Raw genomic sequence first — 11,681 nt, 5'->3', positions numbered from 1 at the left:
GTCACCCGCGAAGTCGCCGCAACGCAGCCTTGCCCGGCGGCTCCCCCGTCGCGGCGGGCACCGAATCCGGATCAATCGTCGCCGCCACCACCCGGCCCTCCGCCCCGGCCAGCAGCTGAGCGTCCACCGCCACCGACTGCTTGAGCAGCGCCAACGCGATCGGCCCCAGCTCGTGGTGCTCCACCACGCTGCCCAGCCGCCCGACCACGCGCCCGTCCAGCTCCACCGGATCGCCGGTCTCCGGCACCGCGTCCGAGGACCCGTCCAGGTGCAGCAGCACCATCCGGCGCGGCGGCCGTCCCAGGTTGTGCACCCTGGCCACGGTCTCCTGGCCGCGGTAGCAGCCCTTGTCCAGGTGCACCGCCACCCCGATCCAGTTCACTTCCTGCGGGATGGTCCGGTTGTCGGTGTCCTGACCCAGCCGCGGCCGCAACGCCTCCACCCGCAGCGACTCGTACGCCAGGGTCCCGGCAGGCCGGGCGCCGACGTCGGCGAGCCGCTGGAACCAGTCGACCAGCTCCGCCCGCGGCACCAGCAGGTCCACCACGTCCAGGGTCGGCCAGGGCATCCGCCGGGCGAAGCCGCCGGGCAGGTCGGTCAGGCCGTAGGCGGTGTCCGGGACCTGAACCCCGGCCTTGGCCAGCACCTCGCCCGTCTCCGGCCCGAGCACGGTGAGCAGCGCGAGCTCCCCGGTGGCGTCCCTGGGTTCGACCTTGCTCCAGAAGACCATCTTGGTCAGGTAGGACAGCAGCGCCGGCGCGGTCTCCCGCTCGGTGTCCAGGTAGACCGTGTCCGCGTGGTGGGCCACCACCGCGTGGTGCTCGACCCGGCCCTGGGTGTCCAGCACCAGCGCCTCCGAGCCGGTGGCCGGGGCCAGCTGGTGGAAGTGCTGGGAGGTCAGCGAGTGCAGCCAGTCCAGCCGGTCCGCGCCGGGCACCGCGATGATGGTGCGGTGCGAGCGGTCCACCACGGCCGCGCGCCGGGCCGCGGTCCTGGCCTCGGCCGGTGGGTCACCGAAGTGCCATGGCACGCCCAGGTCCGGTGAACCCTCTGGCGCGGCGATCGCGCCCGGCCTGCCCAGCAACGGTGAACTCACGATGTCTCCCTCAGCTCTCTTTCGCCCCACACTGCCCGCACACTCCCGAAAGCGCGAGGTGGCTCGGGTCCAGGCGGAAGTTCTTCGCCGCCCGCAACGCCCGCCCCAGGTCGGCCAGCGCCTCACAGGGGACCTCGTCCACCTCGCCGCAGCGGTGGCAGACCAGGTGCACGTGCTCGTGTTCGTCCAGGGAGTAGACCGGCGCGCCGTGGCCGAGGTGGGTGTGCCGGACCACGCCGAGCCGCTCCAGCAGTTCCAACGTCCGGTAGACCGTGGTTATGTTCACCGTGGGTGTGATCCGCCGCACGTGCGCGCAGATCTGCTCCGGCGTGGCGTGCGCCAGCTCGTTGATCGCGTCCAGCACCAGCTGGCGCTGCGGCGTCATCCGCATGCCGCGCTCATGCAAGGTCCGGCGAAGGGCCTCCGGCGCACTGTCCACACCCGTGATCCTAAGCACTCCGGGCGGGTCTACGCTGCTGAGCATGCGCGTGCTGGCATCTCTGGACGGAACCATCCTCGACCCGGACGCCCCCGTGCTGCGAGCGGATGATCTTGGCATCCTGCGCGGCGACGGTGTCTTCGAAACCGTGCTGGTGGTCGACGGCAAGCCCCGCGAGCTGGGTCCGCACCTGGACCGGCTGGCCCGCTCGGCGCACATGCTGGACCTGCCGGAGCCGGACGCGGCCCAGTGGGAGCGCTGTGCCAAGGCGGTCATCGACGCCTGGGACTGGTCAGTCAACCCGGAGATGGCGCTGAAGCTGGTCTACAGCCGCGGCCCGGAGTTCGGCGAGGGCACCACCGCGTACGGGATGGGGCTCCAGATCGGCGAGGGCGTGGTGCGCCGCCGCCGGGACGGGGTGTCCGCGCTGACCCTGGCCCGCGGCTTCGACCCGGCCGAGGCCGAGCGCTCGCCCTGGCTGCTGCTGGGCGCCAAGTCGCTGTCCTACGCGGTGAACATGGCCGCGATCCGCTACGCCGAGGCCAACGGCGCGGACGAGGTGATCTTCACCGCGAGCGACGGCAGCGTGCTGGAGGGCCCGACCGCGAACCTGGTGGTGGCCAACGGCCGCACCCTGCGCACCACCCCGCCGGTGATCGGCATCCTGCCCGGCACCACCCAGGCCGCGCTGTTCCGCGCGGCGGAGAAGGCCGGCTGGCAGACCGTCATCGAGCCGATCCAGGCCGAGGAGTTGACCAGCGCGGACGGGCTGTGGTTCCTCTCCAGCGTGCGCCGGGTCACCCAGGTCCGCTCGCTCAACGGCCAGCCGGTGGCGGCCAGCGCCGAGCTGCACGCGGAGCTGAGCGAGCTGTACGAGTCGAACTACCGGGACTGAGCCGCGAAGCGCACCCGGTCGCCGGGGGCGAGCAGCGCGGGCGGATCGCGGTCGACGTCGAACAGCGTCGCCGTGGTCCGCCCGATCAGCCGCCACCCGCCGGGCGAGGAGCGCGGATAGGCCCCGGTGTACTCCCCGGCCAGGCCGACCGACCCGGCGGGCACCCGCTCCCGCGGCGAGTCCAGCCTGGGCTGGCGCAGCGGCTCCGGCAGGCCGGTCAGGTAGCCGAAACCGGGCGCGAACCCGCAGAAGGCGACCGTGTAGAGCGCTCCGGTGTGCAGCTCGACCACCTCGCCGGTGCTCAGCCCCGCGGTGCGCGCCACCAGGTCCAGGTCGGGGCCGTCGTAGACCACCGGCAGCACGACCTCCCGGCCGATCGCGGGCGGCTCGCTCGGGTCCACCCAGCCGAGCAGCTCGCGGACCGCGGCCAGGCCGTCCGAACCCGGGCGCACCTCGATGAGCACGGTCCGCGCCGCCGGCACCAGCTCGACCACCTCGGGCAGGTCCGCGGCGCGCAGCCGGGCGTGCACGGCCTGCACCTGCTCGGCCGAGTCCAGCTCGACCAGCACGGCGTCCGCCCCGCAGGGCAAGACCCGCATCAACCAGCGATACGGGTCAGCCGAGCTGACAGGTGGGGCTGCATCGCTTCACCGACCATGGCCCGCTCGTCCACGTAGGCCAGGTCGCCGCCCTCGACGATGCCGTAGAGCCGCTGGCTCGCGGTGACCTCCTTGGCGCCCGCGGTGCGCACGATGGCGTCCGTGGCGATCTCCCAGGAGGTCTGGTTGCGCGGCTTGCCGTAGTACATCTCCATGATCCCGGTCGCGTGCGCGAGCAGGACCTCGATGGTGTCGTCGGCCTGCAACCGCCACCAGCCCACCTCGCGGGCGGCCGGGCGCAGCACGCTGCCGTCCGGGTTGAGCAGCCAGGACCGGGACTCGTAGTACAGGAACGGCCTGCCGTCGTGCGCGAAGGTGATCTGCTGGCCGAAGCGGTACGGGCCGCCCTCCAGCGAGCTGTAGGCCACCTCGCCCTCGCCGCGCCAGACCCCGACCAGGGGCAGCAGGGCGAGCAGCTGGTCGTTCAGGTTGGGGCCGAGCCGCAGGTTCGCGGTGTCCTCGGCGACCGGCAGGTCGGCGAACTGGGGCAGGTTGCGGTCGCGGGTCGCGGCAGCCCGCTGCTCGGCGGCCTGGATCGCCGCGTCACCGCTGCCCGGCTGGGGCGTGGTCGGGTCCGTCATGGCTCAGCGCTGGTCGGAGTACAGCCGGTACACCACGTACACGGCGAACCAGGTGATCACCAGGCTGGCCGCCACGAGCAGGCCGGTGAAGAAGATTTCCACAACGAGGCAGCATAACGGCCGGGGCAGCGGGGCACCCGCCCCGCCACCCCGGCCGTGATGAGCGTTATAGCGGATCAGCAGCCGGAGCGGCCCGCGACGCGGAAGGTGGTGTAGAGCGCCCGCCAGGTCGGGGCGTTCACCACGGCGTCATCCGCCAGGCCGACCGTGCGCTGGAACTCCCGCACCTTCGCCTGCGTCCCGGCGTCGTAGAACTCCGGGAACTCGCCGACCGACTCACCGTTGACCCGGTTCAGCGCATTGATGAGGAAGAACATGTCGTCCGGGTAGCGACCGCCCGGCTGGAACACCGTGGCAGGCGGTTCGCCGGCGTAGGTGGAATGCAGCGGCATCCGGCCGACCAGGGCCTGCCAGGTCTTCGAGCCGACAATGCCGCTGTCGTTGATCCCGTTCCTGCGCTGGAAGTCCTTGACCGCGGTCAGCGTGCTCTCGCCGTAGAAGCCGGTGCCGGTCAGTGCATATCCCCTGTCCTTGAGCGCGAGCTGCATCCCCCGCACCTCAGCACCCCGCTGACCCTGGTTCACCTGCGGCAACGTGGCCGCGAACGCCGAAGAGCCCTCCTGGCTGGCACAAGCCGACGCGGTGGTCGCGCCGACGGTCGAGCTCAAGCCGATGGTCCCCAGTGCCAGCATGGCAAGGACCATTCCGCGTGCAGCCCACTTACGCATGACAATTCCCCCTGTGGAATTCCCCGAGTTTGTCGCCAGGCCATTCCTGGCGCGTTCCTCCCTCAACACGCTCGGCGCGCGGAACCGGTTGCCGTCATTCCGGCCAAAAAAAGCGGTCCCGATCACCCCTGTGCCGGGGCAACCGGGACCACGTCCAGACGTCTGTCAGGCCACCGCGACCTCAAGGCTGTGCAGCCCTGGCCCGCTCGCCCGCACCTCGGCCTGACCGGTGCCGGTGCGGTGCAGCGCCCGCACGGTCCAGTCGCCGGGCGCGGCGAAGAACCGGAAGTCGCCCTCTGGCGAGGAGACCACCTCGGCGGTGAACTCGCCGCTGGCGTCCAGCAGCCGGACGAACGCGCCGCCGACCGGCGACCCAGCCGAGGTGACCTTGCCGGTCACCACGATCTCCTTCTCCGCGTCCACACCCGCGGGCAGTACGCTGCCCTGGACCGGAGCGCCGCAACCGTCACTCATGTTGTCTCCCTCTACTTTCCGGCGCCGGTCTCGATCGGCACGCCGACCAGCGAGCCGTACTCGGTCCACGATCCGTCGTAGTTCTTCACATCGCTGTGGCCCAGCAGTTCGCGCAGCACGAACCAGGTGTGCGAGGAGCGCTCGCCGATGCGGCAGTAGGCGATGGTGGACTTGCCACCGTCCAGGCCGGCCGCGCCGTAGATCTCGGTCAGCTCCTCGTCGGAGCGGAAGGTGCCGTCCTCGTTGGCCGCCTTGCTCCACGGCACGTTGATCGCGCTGGGGATGTGCCCGCCGCGCTGCGCCTGCTCCTGCGGGAGGTGCGCGGGCGCGAGCAGCTTGCCGGAGAACTCGTCAGGGGAGCGCACGTCGACCAGGTTCTTGGCGTTGATCGCGGCCACGACCTCGTCCCGGAAGGCACGGATGGACAGGTCCTGCTCCTTCGCCTTGTACTCGGTGGCCGGGCGGGACACCGGGTCCTTGGTCAGCGGGCGGCCGTCCAGCTCCCACTTCTTGCGGCCGCCGTCGAGCAGCTTGACGTTGTCGTGCCCGTACAGCTTGAAGTACCAGTAGGCGTAGGCGGCGAACCAGTTGTTGTTGCCGCCGTAGAGGATGACCGTGTCGTCGTTGCCGATGCCCTTGGCGGACAACAGCTTCTCGAAGCCCACGCGGTCGACGAAGTCACGACGGACCTGGTCCTGGAGCTCGGTCTTCCAGTCGATCCGGACCGCACCGGGGATGTGACCCCCCTCGTACGCTGTGGTGTCCTCGTCCACCTCGGCGAACACGACGCCGGGGGCGTCGAGGTTCTCTTCGACCCACGCGGCCGATACCAGGACGTTCTCGCGGCTCATTGACGCGGCTCCTCAGTTCTGTGTCTGTCTACTGTGGACGATCTAGGCGCTCTTGGCCGGCGAGAACCGGCGGATGAGCAGGTACATCTCGCACCCCAGGCAGAGCCCGAACGCGGCGTTGAGCAGCGCGGCCACCAGCGCGGCCGCGGTCGCCACCACCCCGAGCGTGGTCAGCCCCGACGCGTAGCCGATCGTGCCGACCAACGCGAAGACGAAACCGACGCCCTGGGCGAAGCGCAGCGGCTCCGGCGCCTCCCGCTCGCTGGTCGGCTTCAGCCTCGGCCGGACCGCCTTGCGGAAGAGCTGGCCGTAGGGGTTGAGGCGCAGCCCGATGAACGCGCACATCGCGAAGATCACGGTCTGCGCGGCAAGCAGCTGCCAGACCCCGGTGAGCAGCACGATCACCAGCACAAGGCTGGTCATCCACGCGGTGAAGCGCGGGCCTCTGGGGTCAACGGGAACATCGCCGGCCATGGGGGACCTCCTGACGGTGGGACACGGGTGAGTCCGTCAGTGGCGGTTATCGGCACATCCGCGCACCAGGCGCAGCGGGCAAGCCGGATCTACACCGCCGAAGTCAGCTGAACCGACACAGGCTGCTGCCCACGCGGCAGTTGTCCACCGCGCGACGTTGAGTAAGCAGCACGTACACAACTCGCAGGCTACTCGCGCCGCCCGCCCTGCGGGAGAGGCGTCCACTGAATGGGACTAGTCGAGCAAAGGGCGCAGCGCGTTGAGCAGCTCGTCCCGCTTCGGGAGTCCCGAGATGCGGAACAGCTCCCGCTCGTTGGCGTCCACCACCAGCGTCGTGGGGGTGCGCATGACCTTCAGCCGCTCGGCCAGCTCGGGTCGCTCGGTCACGTCCAGCTCCACGTGGTGCAGCCTCGGCTCCTGCCGGACCACGTCGCCGAGCAGCACCTTGGTGTGCCGGCATGGTGCGCAGAAGGTGGTGGACAGCTGCACCAGCGTGATCGCCGGGGCGGGGGCCAGCACGCCCCGGATCTCTTCAGGCAACTCCGTGCCGGGCACCGACGTGCGCACCTTCCCGTTCCGCCAGCGGTACAGCAGGCCCAGCGCGCCGGTCAGCGCCAGCACGCCCAGGACCACCCACACCTGGGTCACGACCCGCCCCTGTTGGGCACCGCGGCGCCGCCGAGCTGCACGTTCTTCGCGCTGCCCTCCACCACCAGGGCCCCGTGCTCCGCGCGCACCCCGGTGGGCACCACGGTGAACGGCAGGCCGCCGGGGTCGATGCGGGTGCTGAAGGCGCGCCGGATCAGCCGGTCCACCGCGGGCGGCAGCGGCACCTCGCCGGTCTCGTTGCTCACCCGCAGGCGCTTGGGGCTGACCTCGATCTGGTTGTCCACCAGCGAGAGCACGCCGACCACGGTGACCTGGGTGCGGGTGCCCGCGATGTCGGTGCTGCCGGTCAGCTTCACCGGCGCGGTCTTGTCATCGGTCACCGGCGGCTTGCCGGTCGGCTGCACCGGGTCGCCGTTGGGCTTGCGCTCCAGCAGCTCGTCCTGGTTGGCCGGCTCGATCTTCAGGTCGGCCACGTTGATCAGCTTGCCCACCTCGGCGGCGAGCAGCTTGACCCGCCCGGTGACCTCGTCGATGGTCACGTTCTGCGCCGAGCCGGACAGCAGCTCCGACAGCGGCGCGCGCACGTGCCGCAGGGTCGCCTCGACCTCCACGTTGCGCAGCTCGGCCACCGGCACCCCGCTGGCCTTGACCTCGACCTCGCGGTAGTCCCCGGCCAGCGCCTGGTAGAGGAACGGGAAGCCGTTGATCCGCACCGAGGGGTCGTCGGCCAGCTTGAGCTGGGCGCGCAACCGGGTGGACACCTGGTACTCCGCCGCCGCGGCCGCGCCGAAGTCGGCGGCGACCAGCAGCCCGATGAGCACGACCAGGACGATGGCTAACTTCTTCACACGAACCCGTTCCGGATGTCGGAGGCAGTTACCTCAAAGACGAGGGTACTGACTCCGAGGTTGCCCCCAGCCACTCCCGGATCCGGTCCACCAGCGCGGGCGTGAGCGAGGACTCGGCGTGCCCCATGCCCTCTTCCAGCCACAACTCCGCGCTCGCCCCGCAGGCCCGGTGCATCGCGGTGACATCGGCCACGGGGAAGTAGTTGTCCGCGGTGCCGTGCACCAGCAGCAGCGGGGCAGGCGCGATCCGCGGCGCCAGCTCGATCGGCGAGGGGTGCGCCTGCGTCCACCTCGGCCCGAGCCGGACCCCGAGCAGCAGGCCGAAGGCCGGTCCGCCGGGCAGCTCCAGCAGCTGGTTGACCCGGCGCATCTTGCTGGTCTCGCGCACCCACCAGCGCGCGGGCGGGCTGACCGCGACCACCGCGTCCGGCTTGGCCGCGCCCTCGGCCAGCGCCGCCTGGCGCAACACCACCGACCCGCCGAGGGAGCATCCCAGCGTGGTCACCCTCGGATAGCCGAGGCCGCGCAGGAACTCCACGCCCGCGGTCACGTCCAGCCGCTCGTCCAGCCCCACCGAGGACCGCCCGCCGGAGCGTCCGTGCCCGCGCAGGTCGAGGCCCAGCACGGTGTGCCGCAAGGCCAAACGGCGCAACAGCCGGCGTACGTCCGGCCGACCGGTGTGCTTGGTGAAACCGTGCGCGACCACCACCGCGGTCGGGCTGGCCGAGGGGTCGCGCGGCCCGAGCAGTAACCCGTTCAGCCGCACCTTGTCCGAGGTCAGAAGTGTGACACCGGTTTCGTGGCCTGTTGTCACGAGTGCCATGCCGAGTATCCTCCCGTTCATCCAGCGGCAATGGCGCCGAAGCCTGACTACTACGCGCGGCCGGGGCGACCCGGTGAGCGTGGAAAGGAGGCGGCGCCATGACCAGCGTGGACCTGCTTCTGCTGACCACGGACCGCGACCCGGAGTCCGTGCTGCCCGCCCTCGCCCTGCTGCCGCACCAGGTGCGCCCGCTGGTGCCTGATGTCTCCCAGCTGCTGGAGGCCGGTCCGCACGACGCGGTGCTGGTGGACGCGCGCACCGACCTGGTCGGCGCCCGCAGCCTCTGCCGCCTGCTGACCAGCAGCGGCATCGACGTCCCGGTGGTCGCCGTGGTCAACGAGGGCGGCCTGGTCGGGGTCAGCGCGGACTGGGGCATCGACGAGATCCTGCTGCCCACCGCCGGCCCGGCCGAGGTGGACGCCCGGCTGCGCCTGGTCCGCTCCCGGCGGGCCGCCGCGCACCGCGGCAACGACGGCGCGCTGGTGCTGGGCGAGCTGGTGATCGACGACGCCACCTACACCGCCCGCCTGCGCGGCCGCCCGCTCGAGCTGACCTACAAGGAGTTCGAGCTGCTCAAGTACCTGGCCCAGCACGCGGGCCGGGTGTTCACCAGGGCGCAGCTGCTCCAGGAGGTCTGGGGCTACGACTTCTTCGGCGGCACCCGCACGGTGGACGTGCACGTGCGGCGGCTGCGCGCCAAGCTCGGCCTCGAGCACGAGACCCTGATCGGCACCGTGCGCAACGTGGGCTACAAGTTCGTCCGCCCGCCGCGGGCCGGTTCGGCCAGGGTCGAGCTGGCCCAGGACGAGCAGATCCCGGACTTCATCCCGGTCACCTGATCTCCGCGGCTGCCCGCCCGCGTCATCGCGATTACGGTTGAGCCGTGGTGCAGATGACGTGGGCGGCCCAGCTGTCCCCTGACGAAGCCGAAGCCGTCCGTTCCCTGGTGGCCGCGGCCGCCGAGACCGACGGGCGAGCCCCGGTCGGCGAGCACGTGCTGATGTCCCTCTCCGGTGAGCACCTGCTCGCCAGACAGGCCGACGGCGAGCTCGGCGGCTATGTGAACCTGGACCGGGACAACGACGGCCGCTACGTCGCCGAGCTGGCCGTGCATCCGCGGCACCGCCGCCTGGGCCTGGGCACCGAGCTGGTCAACCAGCTGATCCAGCGGGCAGGCGAGGGCGAGCTGCGGATCTGGGCGCACGGCGACCACCCCGGCGGCCAGGCCATCGGCGCCAGGCTGGGCTTCACCCGCGCCCGCGACCTGTGGCGGATGAAGATGACCTTCGGCGGCGAGCTGCCCGAGCGCGCCCTGCCCGAGGGCCTGAGCCTGCGCACCTTCGTGCCCGGCCAGGACGAGGCCGCCGTGGTCGAGGTGAACAACCGGGCCTTCTCCTGGCACCCGGAACAGGGCGGCTGGACCACCGCGGACGTCGAACTGCGCGAGGCCGAGCCCTGGTTCGACCCGGCGGGCTTCTTCCTGGCGGTCCGGGACGAGCGGGTGGTCGGTTTCCACTGGACCAAGGTGCACGCGCCACGCCCGGACACCGGAAACCAGCCGATCGGGGAGGTCTACGTCGTTGGAGTGGACCCGGACGCCCAGGGCGGCGGGCTCGGCTCGGTGCTCACGCTGGCCGGATTGCGGCATTTGATCGTTCGCGGGCTGCCCGCCGTAATGCTTTATGTGGAGTCGGACAACACCGCGGCCATCCGGGTATACGAGAAGCTGGGATTCGCGCATTGGGACAGCGATGTGCAGTACGCGTGGTCACGGTGACGCGGCGACGAATAGATGACGGCGCGGTCACGGAGTGCAAACGCGCAGGTCGCACCAGGGTCACAGGATCACCTCAATGGGGTGTGAATGGTCACTGGGGGTGGCTTGTTCACCTCCCGTTCACCTGCTGACGGCCACCTGTCCACCCTCGGTCCCTAACGTCCCGAATCGAAGGGCGGGTGCCGCCGCCCGTCCACGTTCTGGAGGACTCAGGTGAAGATCAAGCAGCACGCTGCCGTGCTCGGAGTCGTGGCCGCGGGCGCGCTTCTGCTCTCGGCGTGTGGTTCGGACAACAACGCCCCCGGCAACACCGGCGGCTCCACCAGCTCGGCGTCCGGTTCGGTCGCCTGCGGCGGCAAGAAGTCGGTGAACGGCGACGGCTCGTCCGCCCAGGGCAACGCCATGACCGAGTTCACCGCCTCCTACGTCGAGGCCTGCAAGGAGTTCAACGTCGCCTACAACGTCTCCTCCTCCGGCGACGGCATCAAGAACTTCCTGTCCAAGCAGGTCGACTTCGCCGGCTCGGACTCCCCGCTCAAGTCCGACGAGGTCACCAAGGCCACCGAGCGCTGCGGCGGCGCCGCCCCGCTGCACCTGCCGCTGGTCTTCGGCCCGGTCGCGATCGCCTACAACCTGCCCGGTGTCGAGGGCCTGACCCTCACCCCGGACCTGGTCGCCAAGATCTTCAGCGGCGCGATCAAGAACTGGAACGACCCGGCCATCAAGGCCGCCAACGGCTCGGCCAACCTGCCGGACAAGGCGATCGGCGTGGTCTTCCGCTCCGGCCAGTCCGGCACCACCGACAACTTCCAGAAGTACCTGGCCGCCGCGGCCCCGCAGGCCTGGACCAAGGGCGACGGCAAGGAGTTCAAGGGCGGCATCGGCGACGGCAAGGCCAAGTCGGCCGACGTGGCCAGCGCGGTGAAGGCCACCGAGGGCGGCATCACCTACGTCGAGGTCTCCTTCGCCAAGGCCAGCAAGCTGGGCATCGCCAAGCTGGACTCCGGCGCGGGCGCGGTCGAGCTGACCGACGCCAGCACCGGCAAGGCCATCGCCAACGCCAAGCTGCAGACCAGCAAGACCCCCGGCGACCTGGTGCTGGACCTCAAGGCGCTCTACGCCGACAAGACCGCGGGCTCCTACCCGCTGGTGCTGGTCACCTACGAGATCGTCTGCTCCAAGAGCGCCGACGCGGACACCGCGACCGCGCTGAAGAACTTCCTGACCGTGGCCTCCACCACCGGCCAGGACCGCCTGCCGAAGATCGGCTACGTGCCGGTCCCGGCGGAGTTCCGCACCAAGCTCACCGAGTCGATCAAGTCGATCTCCTGACCCCACCTCGCGCGTCATGAGCGACCCGATGCGGG

The 11,681-nt window shown here is 70.9% G+C and carries 15 protein-coding genes; 4 read left to right on the top strand and 11 right to left on the bottom strand.

Annotated features, from left to right (window positions below):
- Position 1 precedes the first annotated feature (1 nt).
- Positions 2–1,096 carry a CAF17-like 4Fe-4S cluster assembly/insertion protein YgfZ gene (ygfZ, locus tag N8J89_RS40050; protein ID WP_283662060.1) on the bottom strand — a complete coding sequence of 365 codons (1,095 nt, stop codon included), beginning with the start codon at positions 1,094–1,096 and terminating at the stop codon, positions 2–4.
- Between the two features lie 10 nt (positions 1,097–1,106).
- Positions 1,107–1,487 (bottom strand): Fur family transcriptional regulator, encoded by a 381-nt coding sequence (locus N8J89_RS40045; RefSeq protein WP_283666364.1) that lies wholly within the window; start codon positions 1,485–1,487, stop codon positions 1,107–1,109.
- 91 nt (positions 1,488–1,578) lie between these two features.
- Here N8J89_RS40045 and N8J89_RS40040 point away from each other — a divergent pair, with 91 nt between their 5' ends.
- On the top strand, positions 1,579–2,430 hold the full coding sequence (locus tag N8J89_RS40040) for an aminodeoxychorismate lyase (RefSeq protein WP_283662059.1): 852 nt from the start codon (positions 1,579–1,581) through the stop codon (positions 2,428–2,430).
- Here N8J89_RS40040 and pxpB read toward each other — a convergent pair.
- The 9 genes from pxpB to N8J89_RS39995 all read right to left on the bottom strand — a co-directional run bounded on the left by pxpB (position 2,418) and on the right by N8J89_RS39995 (position 8,537).
- Positions 2,418–3,029: a 5-oxoprolinase subunit PxpB gene (gene pxpB, locus N8J89_RS40035; RefSeq protein ID WP_283662058.1), complete on the bottom strand. Its 612-nt coding sequence runs from the start codon at positions 3,027–3,029 to the stop codon at positions 2,418–2,420. The two genes, N8J89_RS40040 and pxpB, sit on opposite strands and share 13 nt — an antisense overlap.
- Positions 3,029–3,670 (bottom strand): heme-binding beta-barrel domain-containing protein, encoded by a 642-nt coding sequence (locus N8J89_RS40030; protein ID WP_283662057.1) that lies wholly within the window; start codon positions 3,668–3,670, stop codon positions 3,029–3,031. The genes pxpB and N8J89_RS40030 overlap by 1 nt, the downstream gene beginning before the upstream one ends.
- Positions 3,671–3,846: 176 nt before the next feature.
- Positions 3,847–4,422, bottom strand: a complete 576-nt coding sequence (locus N8J89_RS40025; protein ID WP_283662056.1) for a peptidoglycan-binding domain-containing protein — start codon at positions 4,420–4,422, stop codon at positions 3,847–3,849.
- 201 nt (positions 4,423–4,623) lie between these two features.
- Positions 4,624–4,932, bottom strand: a complete 309-nt coding sequence (locus tag N8J89_RS40020; protein WP_283662055.1) for a DUF1416 domain-containing protein — start codon at positions 4,930–4,932, stop codon at positions 4,624–4,626.
- An 11-nt stretch (positions 4,933–4,943) separates the two neighbouring features.
- Positions 4,944–5,783, bottom strand: a complete 840-nt coding sequence (locus N8J89_RS40015; protein ID WP_283662054.1) for a sulfurtransferase — start codon at positions 5,781–5,783, stop codon at positions 4,944–4,946.
- Between the two features lie 42 nt (positions 5,784–5,825).
- On the bottom strand, positions 5,826–6,257 hold the full coding sequence (locus N8J89_RS40010; protein ID WP_283662053.1) for a DUF4395 domain-containing protein: 432 nt from the start codon (positions 6,255–6,257) through the stop codon (positions 5,826–5,828).
- A 234-nt stretch (positions 6,258–6,491) separates the two neighbouring features.
- Positions 6,492–6,905, bottom strand: a complete 414-nt coding sequence (locus N8J89_RS40005; protein WP_283662052.1) for a TlpA family protein disulfide reductase — start codon at positions 6,903–6,905, stop codon at positions 6,492–6,494.
- The gene (locus N8J89_RS40000) at positions 6,902–7,714 is read right to left on the bottom strand and encodes an LmeA family phospholipid-binding protein (protein WP_283662051.1); all 813 of its coding nucleotides are present in this window, start codon (positions 7,712–7,714) and stop codon (positions 6,902–6,904) included. Before N8J89_RS40000 ends, N8J89_RS40005 begins: the two co-directional genes overlap by 4 nt.
- A gap of 28 nt (positions 7,715–7,742) precedes the next feature.
- Complete coding sequence (locus tag N8J89_RS39995; protein WP_283662050.1) at positions 7,743–8,537, bottom strand: alpha/beta hydrolase; 795 nt, start codon at positions 8,535–8,537, stop codon at positions 7,743–7,745.
- Between the two features lie 98 nt (positions 8,538–8,635).
- Here N8J89_RS39995 and N8J89_RS39990 point away from each other — a divergent pair, with 98 nt between their 5' ends.
- From N8J89_RS39990 to pstS, 3 genes are all read left to right on the top strand, one after another.
- On the top strand, positions 8,636–9,376 hold the full coding sequence (locus N8J89_RS39990) for a winged helix-turn-helix transcriptional regulator (RefSeq protein WP_283662049.1): 741 nt from the start codon (positions 8,636–8,638) through the stop codon (positions 9,374–9,376).
- A gap of 44 nt (positions 9,377–9,420) precedes the next feature.
- On the top strand, positions 9,421–10,314 hold the full coding sequence (mshD, locus tag N8J89_RS39985) for a mycothiol synthase (RefSeq protein ID WP_502868389.1): 894 nt from the start codon (positions 9,421–9,423) through the stop codon (positions 10,312–10,314).
- A gap of 213 nt (positions 10,315–10,527) precedes the next feature.
- Positions 10,528–11,646 carry a phosphate ABC transporter substrate-binding protein PstS gene (gene pstS / locus N8J89_RS39980; RefSeq protein WP_283662048.1) on the top strand — a complete coding sequence of 373 codons (1,119 nt, stop codon included), beginning with the start codon at positions 10,528–10,530 and terminating at the stop codon, positions 11,644–11,646.
- Positions 11,647–11,681 lie beyond the last annotated feature (35 nt).

Source organism: Crossiella sp. CA-258035, assembly GCF_030064675.1.
Taxonomy (GTDB): domain Bacteria; phylum Actinomycetota; class Actinomycetes; order Mycobacteriales; family Pseudonocardiaceae; genus Crossiella.
Note: the sequence above shows the minus strand (reverse complement) of the source record. Positions and strands in the feature narration are given on the sequence as shown.